Source organism: Rhodococcus sp. NyZ502 (genome assembly GCF_041464245.1).
Classification (GTDB): domain Bacteria; phylum Actinomycetota; class Actinomycetes; order Mycobacteriales; family Mycobacteriaceae; genus Rhodococcus_F; species Rhodococcus_F qingshengii.
Map to the genome: position 1 here is coordinate 3416238 of NZ_CP167155.1, position 24483 is coordinate 3440720.

The following is a 24483-nucleotide window of genomic DNA, read 5'->3' on the forward strand; positions in this document are numbered from 1 at the left end:
GCGCTTCACGGCACGAACTCCACACTCGACATCAGTACCCGCCCGTCGACGTCCTCGACACCGACGCGCAGACGGTAGGTGCGCGCCGAAGACTCTCCCGCTGAATTGCCGACCTGAGCAGATGCCGCGATCAGCACCACCCCCGATTTACCGGATTCCGATGCCAAGGCTGCGGTGTCGACACGCCCGTCGGAATCGACGGCAAAATCACGGATGGACGCGACGAACGCAGATTCGCCGGACTTCAGTTCGTCGGCAAAGGTTCCCGTACTCAGCGACTGCAGTGTCTCGAGGTCCTCGTCGACTGTGGCGGAGTGAACGTCGATCAGAGCGAGGGCTCCTGCGACCGCACCGTCGACGTAGTCTTGACGCTGGGACTCTCGCGCGCGGTCCGATCGAACTGCCAGAGCACCGAAGACGACAACGACGCTCAGAGCCGCGAGTGCAATCCAGACCAGGGCAGTGAGTACACCGCGCTTCCCTCCGACCGGATCCAGCACCTCACCTCTCAGCGATTCGTCGGCGTCAGCAACTGTTGCCACGGCTCACCCTCCCCCGGGCCGGAGTCAGCCGGAGCCAACTCCGTGTGTTGATAGTCGACTCCGTCAGGCCCGGTGTACAACTCGCCGGGCGCATTGGTCCCCGACGGCACGTACGCTTCGGGGCTCCGACAGATCTCCGGGCTCGGTGCTCGTTTGCCCGGTACCTCCATACAGGGAATGTTCCGGGATCCACGAACTGCGAAGACCGAGTTCTGCGGAACTTTGCAGTACAGATCAGCCGGGGTGTCCGGCACACTCATCTGGGTCGGGTCCCGTCGCTGATCGGCCGGAAGGTAACCGGTCGAGCACGCCGCGGGGTCCTGCGCTTGGAGGTGGAAGTTGACGTTCGCGGCGCCGTCCACCTGCCCGCGTTGGACAACGGTTTCCTGTGCCGCAACCAGTGGCGGCAAGATGACGAGCACCTGCTCCAACCCGGCGTTGTACGTCAAAGCCACCTGAGCGGTGCTGGTGAAATTGGCAAGCAGCACAGGCAAAGTGGGCTTGAGGCCTTGAAACAGCAGGTCGGCTTCAGTCGCGAAGCCCGGTCCGGTCTCGAGGATATTGCGCACGGACCCGTCGGCGACCGCCAACTGTCCACTGAGTTGAGCGACACTGGACGCCCACTGGCGAATCTGATCGCCCGTCACCACCTGTGTCTGCAGGAGCGGATCCAACTGCTGTACGAGCGTCGTAGCCGGCGTTGTGGCAGCAGACATCTGATCGACGAACGAAGTGGTCGAATCCAGCAGACGAGCCAGATCCTCGCCCCTGCCTCCGAAAGCTGCCGCGGACTCGTCGATCACCGATCGCAACTTGTCCTGCGGTACGGATGCGAGCATCGCCTGCGCCTGATCGAGGACCGGTCCGATCTCGGTCGGGATCGTGACAGCGTCGGGGCCGATCACGTCTCCGTCGGTCAGAAAGGGTCCGTCCGCGGTGCTCGGTTGCATGTCGACGTATTGCTCGCCGATTGCCGACACGCTTCGCACCGCTACTGTGAGCCCGCTGGAGGGAACGGGAACCGCACTCTCCAAAGATAATTCGGCGCGTACCACTCCCGGAGACAGACGCACCGACCTGACCTGACCGATGGTGTCGCCGCGATAGGTCACGTTCGCGTTCCGATACAGGCCGCCGGCGTCGGGCAGTTCGACTGTCACCGAGTAGCGCCCGATGCCGAGCATGGTCGGAACTCTCAGGTACGAGATAGCCGCTGCGCTCATGCCTATCACCGCCAGGATCGCGAAGATCGTCAATTGCCTTCGCACCAACTTCGTGAGAATCATCGTCCACCTCCCTGGGCGGGTTGCGCTGTGCCAGGTGGGCCGGGCTGCCCTGTGCCGAGTGGGGCGGTCAAGGGATCGACCAGTACTCCGTTCTCCACGGGGGTTTGCGGCGCCCCGAACGGAGTGCCGAAGCCGAGCCCCGACTGGAGACGATTACTCGTGAGGTCGATCAGCGCCCACAGATTGGTGTAATCGCCGCGCATTCCGTCGTCGATGGTCGTCTGAGGGAAGGGAAAGGTACTCAGGTTGCCCAAATTGTTGATCAGGTCCGGCCCCGTTTCGACCACCTTCTGCAGCGTCGATTCCAAGGAGCTCAAATTGGCTTTCAGATCGTCGCGGGTCCGATCGACCAGATCGGTCCCGACGTCCCCGAACCTACCGACCGCATCGAGCGCGGTGGTCAGGCTCACGCGCTGGGCGCTCAGTTCCGCCAAGGCAGGATCGAGCATCTCCAAGGCCTGACCGAGAACATCTCTCTGGGCCGTGATTTCACCGGCGAAGACGTCGAGATTCTCCATGGTCGTGACCATCGCATCACGTTGGCGGTCGAGTGTTTCGGTCACGGTATCCATCTGACTCAGCAGGTCGCGAGCCGCGTCGGTCCGTCCGCCGAGCGCCGTGTTCAGCTCCGTGGTGATGCTGTGAATCTGAGCGAGCCCGCCGCCGTTGAGGACCAATGACAGTGCCGTCAACGCTTCCTCGGTGGTGGGATAGACGCCGGCCGACGCGAGGGGGATCACCGATCCCTCCGACAACCGCCCTTCCGGCGCAACATCGGTAGGCGGCGCAAGCGCAACGTGTTTGGACCCGAGCAGACTGGTTTGGCCGATCTTGGCAGTCGCGTTGGCGGGCAGCGACACCGAGCCGTCGAGCGCAACCGTCACTCGTGCGTGCCAGTTGTCGGTCTCGATCGCACTGATACTCCCGACTGTCACGTCGTTGACCATGACCGGAGAGTTCGGACTGATCGACGTGACGTCGGGCATCTCGATCACGACCGAGAAACTTCCCTCACCGCGGCCGGCCGCGCCTGGCAGCGACACCGAATTCAGCCCGCTCCATTGACAACCCGTCAGAACGAGCACGGCGCTCGCCGCCACACACACTGTTCCCCACCAGCGGGCAGTCATCGTGATCCTGTCGACGGCATGAGCAGTCCGGCCAGGTCAGGCGCCGGGAGCATGATCGGAAAGCCCAACGCAGCAGTCGGTTTCAGATCAGGCTCGCTGTACATCAACTGATCCGGTAACGCGCCGAGTGCCCTGGTCGGATTGAGGCTCAGATCCGGGTAGTTCGCCTTGATCGTGTTGAGCAACGGGCCGAGGTATTCGACGCACAAATCCGCGCCCTTCTTCGAGGTGTCGTTGGCCAGGCCGGCGATTCCGCCGCAGATCAAGTCGATCGGGTTGCCGACGTTCTGGAATGCGGGCACACCCACCATCGCTCCTTGGGCCGGCCGGTAGACGTTGTAGTAGTTCGACAACGCTGTCGGAGCCAGATGCAATACCTTCTCGAGGCCTGCGCGCTTGTCGACCAGTACCTGGGACACGTCGGCCAACTTCGCGATCTGCTCCGTCAAGCCGGTTCGGTTCTGTTCGACGAACCGCTGTACGTCGACGACGGCGGCGTCCAGATCGGCGAGAGCCGGAGCCAATTGCGTCCGGCTCTCGGCGAGCACACTCGAGACATTTGCCAGTCGTCCTTGGAACTGAACGATCTGTTCGTCGCTTGCGGCGAGTGCGGTCGTGAAGGTCTGCAGGCCGCGGATGGTGCCGAACAGATCGGCTCCGCCTTCGTCGAGTGTGCTCATAGCCTCCGAGAGTTCGGTCACCGAGCGCCCCAGCGCTTCCCCGTTGCCGGCCAGTGCGGATCCGGCACCGTCGAGGAAGTTGGCGGCGGGACCGCGATCGTCCCCGACGGGACCCAAAGCATCGGCAGCCCGGCCCAGCTGTTCCTTGATCTGGTCCCACTCGACCGGGACGGCCGTTCTGTCGAGTGGGATCTCCGCACCGTCATTCAGTGCGTCGGCGCCGTCCGTCACCGCCGGCGTCAACTGCACGAAGCGGGCCGAGACCAGCGACTGGGCAACGATCACCGCTTTCGCGTCCTCGGCGACGGGAACCTCGCGCGCCAATTTCAGTTCGACGCGCATTCGATCTCCCTGTGGGGCGATCGCGGTGACGCGGCCGACGTCGACTCCCACGACACGAACGTCGTCACCGACATACAGACCGGTCGTCGAGGTGAAGTAGGCCGTCACGTTGTAGTAGCGCAGATGTTGCACCGCAAGGTATCCCGACACGACGACGATCGCCGCACCGATGACGCTTCCACCAACGACGGCGATTCGACGCCAGTTCAGCGGAGTGCGAACTCGTGAAGCACCCATCATCGAACCTCCGGAATCGGTAGCGGCGCAGGTGGTAGCCCGAACATCGCGTTGATCAACGGTTGGGTGTATTGCGCCGGCACCAGGTTCTGGACGTAGGCGTAGTAGAAGGGGCCGCTGGCCACGGTGTCACCGAGCGTGCCCACGTACGTACCGAGACCGTCGATTCCCTGAGAAAGGTTGTCCTTGTTGTTCTGCAGAATGCCGACAACCGTGTCGAGTTTGCCGAGGACCGGCTGCAACTGCGCCTCGTTGTCGTGGACGAGTCCGCTCAGCTGGGTCGACAACGCCGAGATGTTCGTGATCACCTCCCCCAGCGCCGCGTGTCGCCGATCCAGTTCACCCAACAAGGCATTGCCGTCGACGAGTAGCGCGTTGACCTGTGGTCCACGCTCGGCCAACGTCCCGGCGACGTCGTTTGCATCGGACAGCAAGGTGCGCAACATGTCGTCGCGTCTATTGACGCTCTCGGAGATCCGTGCGACACCGTCCAGTGCCGGCCTCAGGTTCGGCGCACTGTCGGACATCACCAGTCCCACTGCGTCGAGCGATTCGGAGAGTTGGTCGAGATCGATGTCCTCGACCGTCGTGGTGAGGTCACCGAGCACGTCGGGCAGCGAGTACGCCGATCTTGTTCGCTCGACCGGGATCTCGCCGCCGACCGCGATCCTTCCCGGACCGTCCAGATCGAGCGATACCGCTCGCTTGCCGAGCAACGACATCGTGGTGACGGCCGCCGATGTGCTTTCTCCCAAACCGATCGAGCCTTCCAGTGTGAAATCCACGCGCGCAAGTCCGTGCTCGACCTCGATCCGGTCCACCGTTCCGATCTTCACTCCGGCGGCGTTGACTTCGTCTCCCGGCGCGAGACCGCTGGCGTCGGCGAACACCGCGCTGTACCCGACACCCGATTTCAGGAACTGCAGATTCTGATACTGGAGCGATGCCAATACGACGGCGGCCGTGACGACCAATCCCACGACCCCCACGCGTACGGCCTGGCTCTGTGCCATCTCTCTCATCGTGGTGCGCACCTTCCGGTCGTCTGATCCACCAGGTCGACAGTGAGCGGCGTACCGTCGGCACCGTCGACCTTCAGTGCGATTCCGCACAGATAGAAGTTGAAGAACGACCCGTACGAGCCGACTCGGATCAGCTGCTTGTAGTTCGAGGGCATGGACGCGAGAATCCGATCGAGCTCACTTTGTTGCTCGATCAGCGGATTCAGGCTTGCGTCCAGCTTCGACAGGTTTCCCGCGATGTCCGGGCGAACTCCGGCGAGGAGATCGGCGAAGGCGCCTGATGCGGTGTTCACACTCTCGACGGCAGTCCCGATCATCTCCCGGTCCGCCGCGAGCCCGCTGACCAGCTGTTGTAGGTGATCGAGAGTGTCACTGAACTGACCACCGCGGCTGCGCAATTCGCTGAGCACACCGTCGAGGTTGCCGATCACTCGACCGATCAGTTGGTCGCGGTCTGCGAGAGTGTTCGTAATCGATCCGGTGTGCGCCAGCACCGATGCCACAGTTCCGGACTGGCCTTGAAACACCTCGAGCAAGGACATCGACAACGCGTTGACCTGCTCCGGGTCCAGGGCTTGAAACAGCGGCTTGAAACCACCGAGTAGCGCATCGAGGTCGAGTGCCGGTGCGGTGCGATCGACGGGGATGCTCTCGCCCTCTGGTTGCGGTTCCGCGATCCCCGGATCGTCGAGCAGTTCGAGGTATCGATTACCCACCAGATCCTGATATCGAACAGCGGCTCTGGTCGATACGGTCACGGTGTCACCCGTATCCACACTGAAACTCACGTGGGCACGGTGATTCCCACCGAATTCGACGGAGCCGACAGAACCGACCGGCACACCTGCGATGCGCACCTTGTCGCCGGCTCTGAGCCCGGAGGCGTTGACGAACTCCGCCGAGTACGACCTCGCGTCGCCACCTCGCATCTGGCCGAACACGAGGATCAGCCCGGCGTTGACGAGGATCATCACCAGAACAAAAATTCCGAACTTGACGGTGTACCCACGAACTTTCATCGGATCTCCGTCCCGAACAAGTAGCTCATCAGATCCGGGACCGTGTTCATCGGTTGCCCACCATTCGGCTGACGCTCGGGCGCAAACGGATTCACCCCGGTGTCGGTCACCAGGTACGGAGCATTGACGTTCGGGTCGCGCAGTGGAAGGCCCATACACTGCGGGCCACCTGTTGCCGCGACCTTCGGGAGGTCGTCGGGATATCGGTACGGTTCGGTTCCGGCGATCAGACCGATCGACATCTTGATTCCTGGTTGTCCGTTGTAGGCGCCGTCGCCGATCTTCTTGCTCTCCTGCAGTCCGTGGAACATGCAGGGAATCACCGGGGAGTATTCCTCGAGCAGTGCGGTGGTCGGCCGCAGTAACGACAGAACGGTGTCGATACCGTCGGCGTTTTCTCCCAGTACATCTTCTCCGGTGCGGGCGACCCCGATCACGTTGAGCAAGAGGAGATCAAGATTCTGCTGCTCGTCGAGAACAGTGGTTCCCGTCGTCGTGAGCGAGTCGAGTGTGTCCATCAAGTCGAGAACAGCGTCGCGGTAGGTCTGTGTGACGGCTGGTAAATCCGTCAACACATGATCGAGAGACTCACGTGCAGTGTTGAATTCGAGCAAGGAGGAATCTGCTTGTTCGAGTGCGACCCCGAGCCGTTCGCCGCGTCCTTGCAGAGCAGTCGAGAGGGCACCCAATGTCGAATCGAGTTTGCCCGGGTCCACCGTCCGGAGCACGGTGGTGAGTTTCTCGAACACCGTGTTCAGCTCGACGGTCACCCGGGATGCGTCGATCGTCGCTCCGGCGGCAAGTCGCGCACTACTCGGCTGCTCCGGCGAGGACAGGCTGACGAACTTCGCGCCGAAGGCCGTGTTCGACGTGATCGCCACATTCACGTTTGACGGAATCGATTCGAGCGCTTCGGGATCGATCGACAACGACAGTTGTGCGGTGGCGTCGTCAGTCGGCGTGATGGACTCCACCGAGCCCACGGTCACCCCGGCCATCTTCACCCGCGCGCCCGGATCCATCACGAGCCCCGCGCGCTCCGCGATCACCGTGATCGGGACGCGAGCGACAAACACCTGGTTGAAAGACGCGACCGACAACGCGATGACCCCGACGATCGCCGCAGCCAAGCCCAGAGCAGCCAACTTGTAGCCGTATCTGTGCACGCAGTCCCCCTAACCGGACAGATTGAAGTTGCCGGAACCGCCGTAGAGCGCGAGTGAGACGAGCAGGGTCACCGCCACGACGCAGATCAGCGAGAGCCGAACCCCGCGGCCCACTGCAGTTCCCACGCCCGACGGTCCCCCGGACGCGTTGTATCCGTAGTACGTGTGGATCAGCATCACCAGTAGTGCCATCACGAGCACTTGAACGAAGGACCATGCGACGTCGACCGGATCGAGGAACGTCGTGAAGTAGTGGTCGTAAAGACCGGAGGACTGACCGAACAGCACGACCGTGGTGAATCGTCCGGCCAGAAATGATCCCACGAGCGCCAGTGAGTACAGCGGCAAGATCGCGATCATCCCTGCGGTGACGCGGGTGCTGACGACGTACGGGACCGAACTGATCGCCATCGATTCGAGGGCGTCGATTTCCTCACTGATGCGCATGGCACCGATCTGCGCGGTCGAACCTGCTCCGATCGTGGCCGACAGGCCGATTCCCGCGATGACCGGCGCGGCGATACGAACATTGATGAAGGCGGAGAAGAATCCGGTGAGCGCTTCGACTCCGATATTTCCCAGTGAGCTGAAACCTTGGATCGCTATGGTGCCGCCCGAGGCGAGAGTCAGAAATCCCACGACCGCAACCGTGCCGCCGATCACTGCCAAAGCTCCGGTGCCCATGCTGATCTCGGCTACCAGTCGCAAAACTTCCTTAGGGTGTTTGCGAATTGCCCACGGGATGTGAGCGATGGCGCGCGCGAAGAAGACAGCTTGTCGCCCGACGTCGTCGATCGAGCGTGACGTTCGAGCCACCCGCGCCCGCGTGCGTCCGAACTTGCCGATTTGTGCCAGCGAATCCGACAGCGTCACCTCGATCACCCCGCCGTCAATCGGATGCCGACCGCGGTGACGATGGTGTTGACGACGAACAACGCCATGAATGCGTACACCACCGTTTCGTTGACGGCCTCCCCCACGCCTTTCGGCCCACCCCGTACCGACAGTCCGCGATAGCAGGCCACCAATCCCGCCAGCATCCCGAACAGTGCAGCTTTGACCATCGACAACGCCACCTCGGGCAGGCCGGTCAGCAACGTGATTCCCTCGACGAAGGCGCCAGGGTTCACGCCCTGGAGAAACACCGAGAAGGCGTAACCGCCGGCGATGCCGATGACGCAGACGAGTCCGTTGAGCAGCAAAGCCACCACGGTCGACGCGACCACCCGAGGAATCACCAGCCGAGTGATCGGATCGATCCCGAGCACCTCCATGGCGTCGATCTCTTCACGAATCGTTCTCGATCCCAGATCGGCGGCGATGGCAGTCGCGCCCGCACCTGCCACGATCAGCACCGTCACCACCGGACCGACCTGAGTCACGGCGCCGAGCGCGGCCCCGGCGCCGCTGAGGTCGGCGGCACCGATCTCACGGAGCAGGATGTTGAGCGTGAAACTCACCAGGACCGTGAACGGCACGGCCACCAATACGGTCGGCACGATCGACACCCGGGCGATCATCCAACTCTGCTCGAGAAACTCCTGCACTTGAAAGCGGGTGCGGAACAAGCCCACTGCGACATCGGCGCCCATACGGTAGAACTGGCCGAGTTCGCGCATCGGGCCCGCAAGTGCAACTCTTCCGCTGTACACGTCAATGCCCCGAAGGACATGACGTGGAGTTGCCGTAGTCGACCTTGAATTCCTTGATCCCGTTGAGCCAACCGGACGAGAGCCTGCTCGGATCGCCGAGCTTGCTGATGTCGGGCATGTGATCGGCGATCTTGCCGAAGATCAGATCGACCTCCATTCTGGCCAGGTTGGCGCCGACGCAGTAGTGCGGCCCGGTTCCTCCGAACGCGAGGTGCGGGTTCGGGTCTCGGGTGATGTCGAAGACGTCGGGGTTCCCGAAGACGGTTTCGTCGAAGTTCGCCGAGCCGTAGAGCAGTACGACACGCTGCCCCTTCGCAATCGCAGTGCCGGCAATCTGTGTGTCGACCACTGCTGTTCGTTGCATCGACGTCAGTGGCGAAGCCCAGCGGATGATCTCGTCCGCGGCGGTGCGCGGACGCTCGCGCTTGTACAGTTCCCACTGATCCGGATGCTCGAGAAATGCCATCATGCCGAGTGTCGTTGCGTTTCGCGTCGTTTCGTTGCCCGCGACAGCCAACATGATGACGAAGAAACCGAACTGTTCCGGGGTGAGTTTCTGCCCGTCGATGTCGGCATGCACCAAGCGTGAGATGATGTCGTCGAGCGGTTCCTCCCGTCTCGCCTCAGCCAGTTGATAGGCGTAGCCCAGGATCTGCGCCGACGCCATCCGAGACTCGCCGGCGAGTGACTCGTCGTCGTATCCCGTCATCTGATTCGACCATTCGTACAGCTGACGGCGCCCGTCCTGCGGTACACCGATCAGCTCCGAGATCGCCTGCATGGGTAACTCGCTGGCGACCTGGCTGACAAAATCACCGCTACCTTCCGCCACGGCAGCCGACGCTATGTCTTCTGCCCGCGCTTCCAACCCGGCCCGCATCGCTTCCACCGACCGCGGAGTGAACAAGCGCGCCACCAACTTGCGCAGCTGTGTGTGCTCAGGGGCGTCCTTGTTGATGAGAACGTGTTTTGTCGCCTCCAACTCCTCCGCCGAGATGTTGTCTTCATGCCGCGGAATGCAGCCGTTGACGTTGCTCGAGAACTCCTCGCTGCGCAACGAGACGTCGCGGACGTCTGCGTGGCGGGAGACAACCCAACAACCACCGTCGTGAAATCCGCCGGTACCCGGTTCCTGGGCGTTCCACCAGACCGGAGCGCATCGTCGTAGTTCGGCGAACTCGGCAAGCGGGACGCGCTCGCCGTACAGATGCGGGTCGGTCACGTCGAACCCGTCGGGAAGGTCGATCTCAGGCATTGCAGATGCTCCTTTACGGATGGGTGCCGGGTGCCGGGTGTTGCGTGTGAGCGCTAGTCGATCCGGTGGACCGGGTCGCTGTTCTGTGAGAACTCCTTGGCCCAGCGGTAGTCCGGCTTGCCGCTCGGCGCTCGAACGACCTCGTCGGCGATCCAGAAGGAACGCGGAATCTTGTAGCCGGCGAGGTGACTGCGGGCGTGCTTCTCGATGGATTCGAAATCCGGTTCCACACCGTCGCGGATGCGAAGCACTGCCGCCACCCGATTGCCCCACCGCTCGTCCGAAACACCGATCACTGTCGCGTCGTAGATGTCGGGATGGGCCTTCACCACGGCTTCGACTTCTTCCACGAAGACCTTCTCGCCGCCGGTGTTGACCACCATGTTTCCCCGTCCGAGGAGGGTGACCGAGCCGTCGTCCTCGATCCGCGCCCGGTCTCCGGTCACCACTGCCCGCGCGCCGTTCACCTCGCGGAATATCTCGGCCGACTTCACCGGATCGTTGTAGTAGCCGAGTGGAACGTTTCCGAGTTTCGCCAGCCATCCTTCGGCGCCCGAGCCCGGCTCCAACACTCGGTTGTCGTCGTCGACGACGACCGTGAATCTGTTGGCGCCCACTTTGGGTCCGCCACGCTGCTCGAGCCCCTTGGTTGCGAATCCGATTCCGCCGAAGCCTGTTTCGGACGATCCAACCGAATCGGAGATCATCAGATTCGGAAAGACGTCGAAGAACGCATCTTTGACCGATCCGGAGAAGAGCGCAGCGCCGGAGGCGAGCACAGCCAGGCTCGACCCATCCGGTTGCAATTCGTGATGGGCTTCGACCAGTGGACGGCCCATGGCGTCGCCGGTGATGACCATGACCTGCGGCCGATACTCGGCGACGACTTTCCAGACCTGTGCCGCATCGAACTTCGGTTCGAAGATGACGGTGTTTCCGGAGAACAGAGCGTTGAACGTCGGCATCAGTGCCGAGGTGTGGATCAGCGGTGGAAGCATGCACCACCGCATCGGTTCGGCTGCCGCGGCGCCACCGCGCGACTGCTGGTACTCGTCGGCGATCGGCTCACCCGAATAGAAGTCGTAACCGCCGGCCAATACGCGCCAGATGTCTTCCTGCCGCCAGACGACGCCTTTCGGTCGTCCGGTTGTTCCGCCGGTGTAGAGAACGTAGACGTCATCGCCGGAACGCTCGGGAAATGCATGTTCACCTGTGCGAAGCGAGGATTGGTTGCCGAGCGCATCCTCGTACGCCACTGCCCCCGGAATCGACGGTTCGTTCCCGAGAGCGAGTTCGTCCGCCGCCTCGATCACGTACTTGACCCGCGGCGTGGCCACCAAGGCCTCGGCGACCCGCTCAGCGAAACCACGATGGAAAACCAACGCCGTGAGATCCGCGTTCTCGTACAGATAAACCAATTCGTCGCTCGTGTAGCGGTAGTTCACCGTGATGGGAACGCCGCGGATCTTGAAGGCCGCGAGGACAGCAACCATCGCCTCGATCGAGTTGTGCAGCTGAATACCGATGTGCGAACCGACACCCAACCCGACGGACTGGAAGTAATGCGCCAATCGGTTGGCCCGCTCGTCGAGCTCACGGTATGTCACCTCCTCGCCGGAAACGATCAGCGCGAGGCGATCGGGCATCGCATCGACGGAATGCTCGAACAGGTCTGCAAACGTGTACGCCATAGGTTGAGTCCTTCGGGTTCGGCCGGTCAGACGACGAAGAGAGGCAAGGGGATTCCGCGATCTTCGAATACGAATGCCGCGCCGGTACTGACCTTCGTGATGGCGACTTCGACGCATTCCGGAGCGGGAGCTTCGGTGATGTCGACGGCCAGAAGAAGCCCCGCGGCATCTTCGGCCACCACTCTCACGGTGAAGTGCGGATTCACGCCGCGGACCAAAGCTTGGAGAGGATCAAGGTGCTCGCTGCCGAGCAAGGTCGGCCAACCGCCGTCGCGGTCGACAAGAGCTTCTCGCGAGATCCGCAGCTCCAGAGCACCGCCGTCCTGTCGAATCTCGCTCTCCACATACTGCTTCGGATTCAGCAAGGGATGCACGGACAGGACCAATGCCAACGATTCCAGCGTCGAAGGAAGCCCGAGCGCATCTCGAATACGCTGTGCCGCAACTCCCGCGATTCCGGTCAATTGCTTTCGCGTGATCTCGCGAGCCTTGTCTTCGTCGGCACGGCGGCGAACCGCTGCCAGAAAGCCCAACGCCAACAGATGATGCTGCACGCAGATCTCCTCTGCGATACGAACCAAGGCTGATCGCGAGAAGTCGGAAAACCTCAGGTCGGACAACAACGGACCCGAGTAGTCCGCCCTACCGTCCCCACCGTGATCGATCGGGCTCAGCTCGACCGTCACCGCGGCGGTGCGTCCGATCTGCTCGGTGTGCGCGGTCATCACGGGAGGCGTGTGCGACGGGTCGATGGAAACGGTCCAGGCGCAGTGCGGATGTCGGTCGGCGGGCCTGCGCGGTGGTCGGTGAATCGGCCGGATCTGGGCGCGCGGGTTGGTCGCGATGGCCGTTGCATCGAAAGTCGGATCCTCGATGTCGTGACACATCGAGGTCACGAACTCATCGCCCAACGGCTCGACGTCCATGAGTGCTCCGCAATGGTCGAGCCAGAATTCACCGTGCAGCGGATCGTCGACCCGGTATCGGAAGTCCATGAACTGTGGCGGAGCGCCGATGTCGAGTTGTAATCCTTTGAAGATCGTCACGACGTCGTCGCCCTCGTATCCGAGAGCCCTCTGCATGCGGCGGGTGTACCAGGGGCTGGCCGACTCCCACTCCTCGACGGCCACCTGTGCCATACCCTCGCGTCCGAATTCGACGATCAGATGCGCCATGCCCGAGCGATCGATCAGCTGCCCGCACAGGAGCAACTCGGGCACCAGCACGGCAAGGTCGCGCTGCGAGAGTGCCTCGAAGGAATCGCGCACCGACATCGGACTCACCACAGCGAAACCGGCGCGGTGCCCACCGGATACCAGCCCGGTAGCGGGTCGCCCGAGATCGATCGCTGGATCCGGCCCTGCATCCCCTTCGAGAGAGCATTGTTGCCGATCATCTCCATGAACAGTGCCGACACGTTCCCGAAGTCGAAGAAGTCACGCTGCCACGACCATTGGAAATCCCCGCCGTAGCGGAACCAACTACCACCGATACCGTAGACGGAGTAGTTGCTACCGTCCTCACGCTTGGCATCGGAAATCTGCTTCCACAAGCCGATCACGTTTCCGCTACGGTCGTCGATCACAAAGTCTTGATACGGATACTCCCAGCCTTCGAGGCCCTTCATCTCGAGACCGAGCGCGACTTCGCGAATCTCCTCGCGCCCCACCGCCATGAAATCCTGCTTGGGGCCGTAGTTCCACCCGTACGTGGCGTCCTCGGTATACATGTCCGCCAACGGTTTCCAATCGCCGGCGGCTTCGGCCTTTTTGTTCGCCTCGATCCAGCGTTGGACCATCTCGTCGAGCTCTGCGCGGTCGAAACCCGTCATCTGAACTTCCTCCCTCGAGCACATGAATTCGCTGCAATCAATCGACAATTCTCAGGGCGCCGGTCGGGCAGTACCTGACCGCCATCTCGGCTTCACCGCGGAGCGACTCGGGTGGGTCCGAGTCCAGAAGACTGACCTTCCCCCGCTTCGGGACGACAAAGATCTCCGGTGCCTCCAGCTCACACGCCGCATGGCCTTGGCACAGGTCGAGGTCGACTTCGACGTGCATGATCACCCCTCACGCCCGGGACGTGTTCGGCGCCGGTACCTCACCGCGCACGGCTGCTGCAACTGGACGACCATCTTGCTGTGGTCGTTTCGGTAGGATTCCGACGGCTGCGCCATCTCGAACTCGAAGTCCCGCAGCAGGATCGAGAAGATCGCTTTGAGCTGCATCTGGGCGAACGCAGCGCCGACGCAGCGATGCCGGCCGGCTCCGAACGGAATCCACGTCCAGCGGTTGACGATGTCCTCTTGATTCGGGTCGATGTACCTCCCGGGATCGAAGGTGTCCGGCCGGGGAAAGTCCTCGGCGATTCGATTGGAGATCGCGGGTGTCGCGGCGACAATATGGCCCTCTCGGATCTCGAAGCCGCCCACTTCGAAATCTCCACGAGCCACCCGCAACAGGATGATCAACGGCGGATGCAGTCGAAGGGTTTCCTTGACCACAGCCTCGAGAACCGGAATCTGGCGCAGGGCATGAAAACTGATGTCGGCGCCGTCGGAGTACAGATTGTCGAGTTCGTCGACGACGTCCGTCATGGTGTCGGGATGCCGCAACATCTCGATCAGCGACCACGCTGCCGTGCCGGAAGTCGTGTGGTGGCCGGCGAACATCATCGAGATGAAGATTCCGGTGATCTCGTCGGCACTGAACCGGAGGTCGCCGTTCTCGTCCTTGACCGAGACCAACACGTCCAACATGTCGCGGTCATCCTTGCCCTGCGGAGGATTCGCGATGCGCCCGTTCATGATGTCCTGTACCAGAGCGACCAACGCCAACCGGGCCTCGTCGCGGCGGCGGAAACTCTCGATCGGCGCGTACGGATCCACGAAAGCCAATGCATCCGTTCCCTGTTCGAGCTCGTGATACAGCTTGGCGAAGCTATCATCCAGTTCGTCGCGGAACTTCTTGCCGATCAGGCACGCCGACGAGGTGTAGATGGTCAGCTCGGCGAAGAAGTCGAGCAGATCGATCTCGCCTTCGTCTCCCCACTGCGCGACCATCGCCTCGACTTCGCGGCCGATCGTGGCGGCGTGCCCGCGCATCTGTTCGCCGCGCAGAGCCGAGTTGTGCAGCATCTCTTTACGCCGCTCCGGGCTGGCGTCGAAGACGACGCCTTCACCGAATATCGGCTTCATGAAGGGGTAAGCCGCTTGTTGGTCGAGATCCTCGTCGGTGGAGCGGAAGAAGAACTCGTTTGCCTCGGCTCCGGACAGCAAGATCACTGTGCGGTCGGCAAGTTGAAAGGCGCCGACGTCACCACATTCCTCACGCACCCGGCGCATGAGCGCTATCGGGTCGGTTCGCAGTTCCTCGAGATGCCCGTGCGGGAGATCCCCGCCGGACACCCGCGGCGGCTCTGGCAGTGTTCGCGACGTCTCTTGCACTCCGTGCGTCATGTCGTCTCCTGTGAGTTCGCAGTGGGAAGTTTGTCCAGTGGCGCCTCGGGCTGAACTTCGACGAGCACGATGTGTGCTCCTCGCGGCGCCGACACAACGGCGACGATGGCATTGGCGATGTCCGAGGCGCGCAGAAAGTAACCATGGCGGGCGAACCCCCACTTGCTCCACGATTCCCCGACCGGTCCGATGATCTCCGGCGTCGTGTCCATCCCCATGCCGGTCAGTGTCGGCCCGGGTCGCACGATCGACGCGCGAATGCCTGTTCCCTCGAGCTCCATTCGCATCTGACGCCCCATTGCCTCGAGCCCGGCCTTCGCCGCGTCGTACGCACCCATGAGTGGACGCTGGCGCTCGGCACAATCCGAGCCGATCAGTACGAAGTCACCGCGCTGTCGTTGCCTCATACCGGGGAGAACACGATGCGCCAATCGCTGCGCACCGACGAGGTGAACTTGGATCTGCCGTAGAAACGCCTCAGGATTCATCTCGTCCGCAGCCCCGAATTCGAGGTCTCCGGCACCGGAGACGACGATTTCCGCGGGGCCGTGGACTGCCTCTGCGGCCGAGACGAACCCGTCGACCGAATCACCGTCCGTGACGTCGAGGAAGTGGGCGAACGCTTCACCACCGTTGCTGCGGATCTTCTCGGCGATGGCTTCGCATTCGGCGACTCGACGCGCACCGAGTGCAACCGGATGCCCGAGTTCGGCCAGGGCATACGCGGTGGCTGTGCCGATTCCCGACGACGCACCACTGATCAGTGCCGGCCGGCGAACGGGATTGGGTTCGAAACGAGGCATCAGCGCACCTGCACTTTCACCGGCAGGGCCGCAAAGCCCCGGACATTTGTCGAATGAACACGCTCGATTCCGGACTCGACGACTTCGTAGTCGCTGACCCGACGCCCGAACTCCGCCAGGGCGATCTTGGCTTCGAGCTTGGCAAGGTGGGCACCGAGGCAGAAGTGCACGCCACCACCGAAACTCGCGAGTTTGCCCGACGAACTCCGGCCGATCTGGAAGCTGTCGGCATCGTCGAAGACGTCGGCGTCTCGGTTGGCCGATCCGATCAGGAGCAGGACCTTCTCCCCCGCCGGAATCGTGCGCCCGTGGTATTCGAGGTCGACAACCGAAGTCCGAGCCACGATCTGACTCGACGTGTCGTAGCGAAGAGTCTCTTCCACCCATTCCGAGGCTCGTTCGGGATCGTCGAGGACCGGTGCGATCTGCTCCCGGTGGTGCGAACCCCAGTACAGAGCGTTTCCGAGAAGCTTGGTCGTGGTCTCGTTTCCGGCCACGACCATCAGAAACATGAATCCGAGGATCTCCTGGTCCGAAAGCTTGTCTCCGTCGATCTCGGCGTCGAGCAAGGCCGAGGTCAGATCGTCCGTCCGCGATCGGCGACGCTGCGCGATCATCTCCTTGTAGTAGCCCATCAAACTGATCGAAGCCTCCACCGCAGGTTGCGGCACGTCGAGAACACCCGCCTCCCGATGCACCACCAGATCCGCCTTGCGCCGCAGTTCGGCTCGGTCGGGTTCGGGGACACCCATGAGTTCGGAGATGACGTCCATCGGCAGCTTTCCCGCCACCTCCGTAATCCAGTCGAACTCCCCCGCGCCCAGCGCGGGTATCAGATGTTGCTTCGTCAGTTCGAGTATCCGGCCGTCGAGCTCCGCAACACGCCGCGGTGTGAATCCGCGAGAAACCAACTGGCGCAACCGCATATGGCGGGGATCATCCATAGCGAGAAACGACATCACATAATGCGCGTGTGGACCGTAGGCTGCGGGGTCGAGTGATACTCCGTTTGCGCTCGACAGACGCTTGTTGTCCTTGAATCCGTCGACCACGTCCGCATATCGCGACAATGCCCAAAATCCCACGTCCGGATTGTGATACAGGGGTGATTCTTCGCGCAGACGCTTGTACGTCGGATACGGATCGTCGTGAAAGTGGTAGTCGTACGGATTGAAGACCACCGGATCGATCAAAGCTTCTGTCATGATTTCTCCAGGATCAGTAGAGCTGAGGCCTCGAGGCGTCCAGCGATTTGCGCGTAGGTTCCGTAGCCGATCCCTGCCCGCAGAAGCGCCCCGGCATAAAGCATTTCGAGCGCTTCCAACACTTCGGGTTCGCCATTCGGATCCAACGCCGAGGCGAGTCGTTGATGGATCTCGAGCCCGATCCGGCCGCGAAGATGTTCCACTTCAGGGTCGGATCCGAGCAGTGCATTGGTCACGGCGGCCGATACCTCCGGTTCGTCCGCGAGAAGCAGCGCGATATTTCGAAGTACAGACAGCACGTGCGCGGTGCGATCCAACCCTGAGCCATCAGGCGCCGACGAGTTCTGAAGTCTTCGCCAGAAAACCTCTGCGACGAGATGCTCCTTGGACGCGAAATACGTGTAGGCGGTCGCAGTTCCTACACCCGCTTCGGCCGCAACCGAACGGACAGTCAGCCCGGAAAACTCTTGTTTGCGTAGAACTTTCACTGTTGCTTCGGCAAGCCTGGCCACAGTTTCCGCCTGTTTGCCCGTGAGGCGCCTGCGAGTGGATTCGTAGACAATCGATCCCCCGCCACTTGAATCGCCCCGTTTACTGGACACGTGTCTGGACGTTACTACAGCGTCCTGTCCAGGGCAACGAAATGGGGAAACTTGGAAAATTCACCACGAACAGGCAGCAGCGACGCGAAAAGTTCTACTACAGACCGATCTTCATCCCGGCACCAGCGTCCACGCGCAGTTGCTGGCCGGTGACGAATCGCGACTCGTCCGAGGACAGGTACACGACTGCATGCGAGATGTCCGCGGGTTCGACCCACGGGATCGGCATCGCCTGCATGAACGGGAACGTCACAGCCGCATCCTCGGCGGTCGGATTCTCGAGGTCGGGACGGAACGTCCGGTACATCGGCATGCTCTGCAACATGTCGGTGTTCACATTGGTCGGATGAATCGCGTTGACGCGAATGGAACTCGGCCCGAGGGTCAGCGCCAACGAACTGGTGTAGGCCTGAATCAGCTTCTTGGCCAGGCCGTATCCGTCGCCACCCGGACCCTGGAGCGCCTGTTGCCCGTTGAATCCGGTCTGCGGCACCAGACCGGCAACAGATCCGATCGCGATGATCGAACCCCCTTCGCCGAGGTATTCCATCGACGCGTGCACTGTATTGACGACACCGAGAAAGTTCACATCGAAGGCGTCGACGAAACCGGCGGTCGACACGTGTTTGCCCAGCGGACAGATACCGGCGTTCGCCACGACGACATGCAATCCGCCCAACTGCCCTACCGCCTCGGCAAGTGCTGTTTCGAGTCCGGCGCGATCACGGACGTCGACACGCGCCGTCACCACCTGCTGCCCGGCCTCTTTCACCAGGCGAGCGGTTTCCTCCAGATCGGCTGGACTGGCGAGCGGGTATTCGTTGCTGGCGATGTCTGCGCACAGATCGAAGGCGATGATGTGCGCGCCCTCCTGCGCGAGACGGACGGCGTGACTGCGCCCCTGACCTCGAGCAGCGCCGGTCACCAACACCACTTTTCCGTCAACTCTGTTCATTTCGACCTCTCTCCTGTGGATGTGAAGACGTGGTTGTGAATGTGCGGTGAACCGTAGCGGCGCCGCACCGGACACGAGGCGGTTTTCGTCGAAGCAGATCCGAGACCCTCTCGAGACCGCTGGGCTCTCGAAATCTCTTATGCCCCAAAAACCATTGCCTCAACCACAAGTGTGAACTAGAGTCCAGACACATGTCCAGAAAGAGAGGGTTTGCGCTATGACGCTTCGACCCGCAGACAGTTCTGCACTTCTCGTCGACGGAAAACTGGTTCCCGGATCCGGCGGGACCTTCGAAGTTTTCAACCCGGCGACCGAGGAACTGATCGGCCGTGCGGCCGAAGGCACCGCCGCGGACATGGACGCGGCCATCGCCGCTGCGCGCCGTGCGTTCGACGACACCGAATGGGCACGCGATCACGGGTTTCGCGCTCGCTGCCTGCGCCAACTGTGCGATGCACTCCAGTCCCACATCGAGGAGTTGCGTGAGATCACCGTCGCCGAGGTCGGCGCACCGGTCATGCTGACGAGCGGTCCGCAACTCGAAGGCCCGATCGAAGATCTTCGCTACTGGGCCGATCTGATCGAAACCTATTCGTGGGAACAAGATCTCGGGCACGCGTCACCCATGGGGATTCCGACCCATCGCCGACTGCTCAAGGAAGCCGTCGGCGTCGTCGGCGCAATCACACCGTGGAACTTTCCGCACCAGATCAATTTCGCCAAGCTCGGTCCCGCCCTCGCAGCCGGCAACACCATCGTTCTCAAACCCGCGCCGGACACGCCCTGGTGCGCCGCGCTGGTCGCCAAGGTGATTGCAGAAGAAACCGAGATCCCGGCCGGCGTAGTCAACGTCGTGACGTCGACAGATCACTCCCTAGGCGCGCAGCTGTGCAGCGATCCGCGCGTCGATCTCGTGTCCTTCACCGGTTCCACCGCCACCGGACGCACAGTGATGGCCACGGCCGCGCAAACCCTCAAGAAGGTCTTCCTCGAACTCGGGGGTAAGTCCGCATTCATCGTCCTCGACGATGCGGACATCAAGGGTGCATGCTCGGTTGCCGCGTTCTCCGTCTGCGTTCATGCCGGTCAGGGATGCGCGCTAAGTACCAGACTTCTGGTGCCGCGCTCTCGGTACGACGATGCTCTGGCCGCGGCATCTGCCGCGATGGCGGGTATCCGAGCCGGCGACCCCAGCGCGCGCGGAACGGTGTGTGGCCCGGTCATCTCGGCGCGCCAGCGCGCCAGGGTGGAGAGCTACCTCGCCCTCGCGGTCGAAGAGGGCGGCACGATCGTGACGGGTGGGGGCCGTCCCGACGATCGCGAGAGGGGTTTCTTCGTCGAACCCACTCTCATTGCCGGGCTGGACAACTCGTCTCGCGTAGCGCAGGAGGAGATTTTCGGGCCCGTCCTCGTGATCCTTCCGTACGACAACGACGACGACGCTATCCGGATTTCCAACGATTCCCCCTACGGCCTGTCCGGGTCGGTGTGGGGCACCGATCCCGATCGCGTCGCGCACGTCGTTGCCGGTGTCAGAACCGGAACGCTGAGCGTCAACGGCGGCGTCTGGTATTCGGCCGACGCACCGTTCGGCGGCTACAAACAATCCGGGATCGGCCGCGAAATGGGCCTCGCGGGTTTCGAGGAATACCTCGAAACCAAGCTCGTCGCTTCACCTTCCTGACATTCCACACCCTCACCCCACACCCTCACCACAGAATGATCACCACGAAAGTAGGTCGACATGGGACGTTTCGACGGTCGCACCGCGATAGTCACCGGAGCAGCGCAGGGTATCGGAGAGGCGTATGCCCGCGCTCTGGCCGCGGAGGGGGCCAACGTGGTCGTGGCGGACCTCAATCGCGAACTCGGTGAAGCAGTCGCCAAGCAGATCAACGCGGACGGCGGAAATGCCGTGTTCAAGGACGTCGACGTCGCCGACGGGGAGTCGACTGCGGCACTCGCCGACTTCACGATCGAGCAGTTCGGCAGCATCGAGCACCTGGTGAACAACGCTGCCATCTACGGCGGAATGAAGATCGATTCCCTGTTGACGGTGGACTGGGACTACTACCGAAAGTTCATGAGCGTCAACATGGACGGCGCATTGCACGTGTGCCGGGCGGTAGTACCTCACATGCGAGCGAAGGGCGGTTCGATCGTCAACCAGTCCTCCACAGCAGCCTGGCTGTACTCGAATTACTACGGACTCGCGAAGGCCGGCGTCAACAGCCTGACACAACAACTCGCGACCGAACTCGGCTGGTCGAACATCCGGATCAACGCCATCGCTCCCGGCCCTATCGACACGGAGGCGACTCGAACCGTCACCCCCGGCAACATCGTCAAGGACATGGTGAAACGAATCCCGTTGCAGCGCATGGGAACACCGGACGATCTCGTCGGCATGTGCCTGTTCCTCCTCTCCGACGACGCAGGCTGGGTGACCGGGCAGATCTTCAACGTCGACGGAGGCCAGGTGTACCGGTCATGACGCAATCGGCGCCGAAAGCCAGCGCTTCGAAAACCAGACTGGGATACATCGGCCTAGGCAACATGGGCGCGCCGATGGCGCAGCGCCTCCTGGACTGGCCGGGCGGACTGGTGGTGTGTGATGCCCGCGCAGAAGCGCTCGAACCGTTCACCGCTGCGGGCGCGAGCGCAGCATCGACGCCCGCCGACGTTGCAGCGCAGGCGAGCATCATCTCCGTCACGGTGCTCGACGACGCGCAGGTACGCGAGGTTGTGTGCGGGCCGCACGGGATTCTGTCGACCGCACAGCCAGGCACTGTCGTCGCGATTCACTCCACTATCTCGGACACCACGGCGGTGGAACTCGCTGACATCTGTCAACAGCGTGGTGTTCTGCTGGTCGACGCGCCGATCAGTGGCGGTGCCGGCGGCGCAGCGCAGGGCAGGCTGGCAGTGATGATCGGCGGCTCCGACGAGGCGTTCGAAGCCGTCCGCGAGCCCTTCGGATCCTGGGCCGAGCTGGTGGTTCACGCCGGTGACGTCGGCGCGGGAACGCGAATGAAGCTCGCACGCAACCTTCTTCACTTCGTCTCGTTCACCGCCACGACCGAGGCCGCGCGACTCGCCGAAGCAGCAGGACTCGATCTCCGCACGCTCGGAAAGGTCGTCAGGCACACCGATGCGATCACCGGTGGCGCGGGCGCGATCATGCTCCGCGACACCACCGCACCGGTCTCGGAGGACGACCCGTGGTTCTCGATACTGCGGCATGTTCGCAATCTCGGGGAGAAGGACTTGGCCTTGGCCATCGACCTCGGTGATCGGCTGAATCTCGACCTGCCGCTCGCGCACCTTGCGCTCGCCGGACTCGGTGCCGGTCTGGGCGTCGGGAATGACAGCGAAGTCAGGCCGGCCGAACCTTCAACGGCATCTACTACTCGGGAGCACGCATGACCGACATCACTCACATGACCGATGCCGGTGGAACCGACGAAAGCCGCATCTCCGAGGCCCGTGCTCGTGGCGTCGCGAAGATGAACGAGGTGTACGGCTGGGAGCTTCCCGCCGACGTTCCCGGCGACTTCTTCGCGGTCACCGCCGACCACCTCTTTGCCGACATCTGGACGCGACCGGGACTGTCGGTACGTGATCGACGACTACTCCTGATCGGTGCCATCACCGCCCAGGGGCAGAACGATGTGGCGAAGATCCAGATCAACGCTGCTCTCCACAACGAGGAGTTGACCGAGCAGCAGTTCGAAGAGGCCGCAATCTTCCTGTGCCACTACGTCGGCTGGCCGCTGGCCACCGGGCTCAACAATGCGCTGATCGCCGTGAAGGCCGACAGACGTAAAGCCGCGCGCGCCAAGGAGAAGGCCGCGGCCGATTCCGCGAAAACGGACACCGACTGACTTTCGGTCGAGATACTGCCATCAGGGCATCGATCACACCCACCGATTCCCCCACCAATCAACCAGAAGAGCGAAGGATCCGAATCCATGGCCGAGGCCAGCTCAATCCGTCCGCAGTCCTCCGCAAACATCGAGCAGTGGCACTTCGAGGCTGACGTCGTCGTCGCCGGCTACGGCATTGCCGGAGTGAGTGCTTCGATCGAGGCCGCGCGAGCGGGCGCCGACGTGTTGGTGCTCGAGCGCACGAGCGGCTGGGGCGGCGCTGCGGCGCTGGCAGGCGGATTCATCTATCTGGGCGGCGGGACCCCGTTGCAGCAGGCACTCGGGTTCGAGGACTCCCCCGCCAACATGAAATCGTTCATGATGGCCGCACTCGGTCCCGGCGCCGACGAGGAGAAGATCACCGACTACTGCGAAGGCAGCGTCGAGCACTACAACTGGCTCGTCGACAACGGTGTGCCGTTCAAGGAGAGTTTCTACGGCCAACCCGGCTGGGAAACACCCTTCGACGACGGACTCATGTATTCCGGCGGCGAGAACTCGGCACCGTTCAACACGATCGCGACACCGGCCCCTCGCGGGCACGTTCCACAGATGAGCGGCAAGCGCACCGGGGAGAAGGGCGGTGGTTTCATGTTGATGAAGCCACTGATCGAGACGGCCGAAAGCCTCGGCGTACGAGCAGAATACGACATGCGAGTCCAGCGCCTGGTCGTCGACGGAGATCGAGTGGTCGGCATCATCGCCAAGCAGTACGGCAAGGAAGTGGCAGTTCGAGCACGCACGGGTGTCGTACTGGCGACGGGAAGCTTCGCCTACAACGAAGCGATGATCCAGTCGTACGCCCCACGGCTGATCGGGCGCCCCGGTGCGGCTATCGAAGAGCACGACGGAAAGTCCATCCAGATGGCGCAGGCTCTCGGGGCCGACCTCGCGCACATGGACGCCACCGAGGTCGCATTCTTCGGCGACCCCCAGTTGATGATCCGCGGCATTCTCGTCAACGGACGCGGCCAGCGCTACGTCAACGAGGACACGTACCCGGGACGAATCGGCCAGGAGACGCTGCTGCGCAACGAGAATCAGGCCTACCTGATCATCGACGAAGCTTCCTACGAAGAGGGCTGCGCCGCCGACAGTTCCACACCGTTCTTCAGATTCCAGCCCAAGTGGGTGGCCGAGACCGTCGAGGAACTCGAATCCGACATGGGTCTGCCGGAAGGCACCCTCCAGTCGACCGTAGAGGTCTACAACCGCCACGCCGCGCGTGGTGAGGACCCGGTACTGGGAAAGAAGAAGGAGTGGGTCAAGCCGATCGGCTCACCCGTCGCCGCGCTCGATCTTCGCAATTTCACCGCCGGTTTCACGCTCGGCGGTCTGCGCACGTCGATCAACTCGGAGGTCATGCACGTCTCCGGCGAACCGATCCCGGGTCTGTTTGCCGCTGGACGATGCACCGCCGGTGTCTGCGCTGGAGGGTATGCCTCCGGAACGTCCCTCGGAGACGGCAGCTTCTACGGGCGACGCGCGGGAATCAGCGCTGCCAAGGGCTGAG

Annotated in this window: 24 protein-coding genes; 5 read left to right on the forward strand and 19 right to left on the reverse strand. The window is 62.6% G+C overall.

From position 1 onward, the window contains the following. Window positions 1–5 precede the first annotated feature (5 nt). The 19 genes from ACBG85_RS15815 to ACBG85_RS15905 form a co-directional block, all read right to left on the reverse strand. On the reverse strand, window positions 6–542 hold the full coding sequence (locus ACBG85_RS15815; RefSeq protein WP_225320042.1) for a hypothetical protein: 537 nt from the start codon (window positions 540–542) through the stop codon (window positions 6–8). Further along, on the reverse strand, window positions 509–1828 hold the full coding sequence (locus tag ACBG85_RS15820) for an MlaD family protein (RefSeq protein ID WP_328599001.1): 1320 nt from the start codon (window positions 1826–1828) through the stop codon (window positions 509–511). Before ACBG85_RS15820 ends, ACBG85_RS15815 begins: the two co-directional genes overlap by 34 nt. Then, on the reverse strand, window positions 1825–2958 hold the full coding sequence (locus ACBG85_RS15825) for an MCE family protein (RefSeq protein ID WP_231783419.1): 1134 nt from the start codon (window positions 2956–2958) through the stop codon (window positions 1825–1827). Before ACBG85_RS15825 ends, ACBG85_RS15820 begins: the two co-directional genes overlap by 4 nt. Next, on the reverse strand, window positions 2955–4217 hold the full coding sequence (locus ACBG85_RS15830; protein ID WP_372023969.1) for an MCE family protein: 1263 nt from the start codon (window positions 4215–4217) through the stop codon (window positions 2955–2957). Before ACBG85_RS15830 ends, ACBG85_RS15825 begins: the two co-directional genes overlap by 4 nt. Next, window positions 4217–5230, reverse strand: a complete 1014-nt coding sequence (locus ACBG85_RS15835) for an MCE family protein (protein WP_372023971.1) — start codon at window positions 5228–5230, stop codon at window positions 4217–4219. Before ACBG85_RS15835 ends, ACBG85_RS15830 begins: the two co-directional genes overlap by 1 nt. Window positions 5231–5235: 5 nt before the next feature. Further along, on the reverse strand, window positions 5236–6258 hold the full coding sequence (locus ACBG85_RS15840) for an MCE family protein (protein ID WP_064112554.1): 1023 nt from the start codon (window positions 6256–6258) through the stop codon (window positions 5236–5238). Continuing rightward, window positions 6255–7424 (reverse strand): MCE family protein, encoded by a 1170-nt coding sequence (locus ACBG85_RS15845; RefSeq protein WP_372023973.1) that lies wholly within the window; start codon window positions 7422–7424, stop codon window positions 6255–6257. The genes ACBG85_RS15840 and ACBG85_RS15845 overlap by 4 nt, the downstream gene beginning before the upstream one ends. Before the next feature lie 9 nt (window positions 7425–7433). Further along, window positions 7434–8306, reverse strand: coding sequence for an ABC transporter permease (locus tag ACBG85_RS15850; protein WP_003944051.1), 873 nt, complete (start codon window positions 8304–8306; stop codon window positions 7434–7436). After that, entirely contained in the window at window positions 8303–9043 is a 741-nt protein-coding gene (locus ACBG85_RS15855; protein ID WP_030536769.1) for an ABC transporter permease, read from the reverse strand. Before ACBG85_RS15855 ends, ACBG85_RS15850 begins: the two co-directional genes overlap by 4 nt. 34 nt (window positions 9044–9077) lie before the next feature. Beyond that, complete coding sequence (locus ACBG85_RS15860; protein WP_030536770.1) at window positions 9078–10331, reverse strand: cytochrome P450; 1254 nt, start codon at window positions 10329–10331, stop codon at window positions 9078–9080. A gap of 53 nt (window positions 10332–10384) precedes the next feature. Beyond that, a complete protein-coding gene (locus tag ACBG85_RS15865) occupies window positions 10385–12022 on the reverse strand; it encodes an acyl-CoA synthetase (protein ID WP_338925134.1) in 1638 nt (545 codons plus the stop codon). A 26-nt stretch (window positions 12023–12048) separates the two neighbouring features. After that, window positions 12049–13296, reverse strand: a complete 1248-nt coding sequence (locus ACBG85_RS15870) for a hypothetical protein (RefSeq protein WP_372023975.1) — start codon at window positions 13294–13296, stop codon at window positions 12049–12051. A 5-nt stretch (window positions 13297–13301) separates the two neighbouring features. Beyond that, the gene (locus ACBG85_RS15875) at window positions 13302–13853 is read right to left on the reverse strand and encodes a hypothetical protein (protein WP_007728648.1); all 552 of its coding nucleotides are present in this window, start codon (window positions 13851–13853) and stop codon (window positions 13302–13304) included. A gap of 37 nt (window positions 13854–13890) precedes the next feature. Next, window positions 13891–14082 carry a ferredoxin gene (locus ACBG85_RS15880; protein WP_020907945.1) on the reverse strand — a complete coding sequence of 64 codons (192 nt, stop codon included), beginning with the start codon at window positions 14080–14082 and terminating at the stop codon, window positions 13891–13893. A 2-nt stretch (window positions 14083–14084) separates the two neighbouring features. Continuing rightward, window positions 14085–15479 carry a cytochrome P450 gene (locus ACBG85_RS15885; protein ID WP_372023978.1) on the reverse strand — a complete coding sequence of 465 codons (1395 nt, stop codon included), beginning with the start codon at window positions 15477–15479 and terminating at the stop codon, window positions 14085–14087. Continuing rightward, a complete protein-coding gene (locus ACBG85_RS15890) occupies window positions 15476–16282 on the reverse strand; it encodes an SDR family oxidoreductase (protein WP_003944110.1) in 807 nt (268 codons plus the stop codon). Before ACBG85_RS15890 ends, ACBG85_RS15885 begins: the two co-directional genes overlap by 4 nt. Further along, window positions 16282–17487 (reverse strand): cytochrome P450, encoded by a 1206-nt coding sequence (locus tag ACBG85_RS15895; protein ID WP_003944019.1) that lies wholly within the window; start codon window positions 17485–17487, stop codon window positions 16282–16284. The genes ACBG85_RS15890 and ACBG85_RS15895 overlap by 1 nt, the downstream gene beginning before the upstream one ends. Next, window positions 17484–18050 carry a TetR/AcrR family transcriptional regulator gene (locus ACBG85_RS15900; RefSeq protein WP_024487471.1) on the reverse strand — a complete coding sequence of 189 codons (567 nt, stop codon included), beginning with the start codon at window positions 18048–18050 and terminating at the stop codon, window positions 17484–17486. The genes ACBG85_RS15895 and ACBG85_RS15900 overlap by 4 nt, the downstream gene beginning before the upstream one ends. Before the next feature lie 136 nt (window positions 18051–18186). Then, window positions 18187–19044, reverse strand: a complete 858-nt coding sequence (locus ACBG85_RS15905) for a mycofactocin-coupled SDR family oxidoreductase (RefSeq protein ID WP_047272231.1) — start codon at window positions 19042–19044, stop codon at window positions 18187–18189. A 217-nt stretch (window positions 19045–19261) separates the two neighbouring features. Here ACBG85_RS15905 and ACBG85_RS15910 point away from each other — a divergent pair, with 217 nt between their 5' ends. The 5 genes from ACBG85_RS15910 (at window position 19262) to ACBG85_RS15930 (ending at window position 24482) form a co-directional block, all read left to right on the forward strand. Further along, window positions 19262–20728, forward strand: a complete 1467-nt coding sequence (locus tag ACBG85_RS15910; protein WP_218694821.1) for an aldehyde dehydrogenase — start codon at window positions 19262–19264, stop codon at window positions 20726–20728. A gap of 60 nt (window positions 20729–20788) precedes the next feature. Next, entirely contained in the window at window positions 20789–21538 is a 750-nt protein-coding gene (locus tag ACBG85_RS15915) for an SDR family oxidoreductase (protein WP_030536773.1), read from the forward strand. Continuing rightward, the gene (locus ACBG85_RS15920; protein WP_064689614.1) at window positions 21535–22470 is read left to right on the forward strand and encodes an NAD(P)-dependent oxidoreductase; all 936 of its coding nucleotides are present in this window, start codon (window positions 21535–21537) and stop codon (window positions 22468–22470) included. The genes ACBG85_RS15915 and ACBG85_RS15920 overlap by 4 nt, the downstream gene beginning before the upstream one ends. Further along, on the forward strand, window positions 22467–22928 hold the full coding sequence (locus tag ACBG85_RS15925; RefSeq protein WP_082654858.1) for a carboxymuconolactone decarboxylase family protein: 462 nt from the start codon (window positions 22467–22469) through the stop codon (window positions 22926–22928). The genes ACBG85_RS15920 and ACBG85_RS15925 overlap by 4 nt, the downstream gene beginning before the upstream one ends. 87 nt (window positions 22929–23015) lie before the next feature. Next, complete coding sequence (locus tag ACBG85_RS15930) at window positions 23016–24482, forward strand: FAD-dependent oxidoreductase (RefSeq protein ID WP_058037534.1); 1467 nt, start codon at window positions 23016–23018, stop codon at window positions 24480–24482. The last annotated feature ends 1 nt before the right edge of the window (window position 24483 follow it).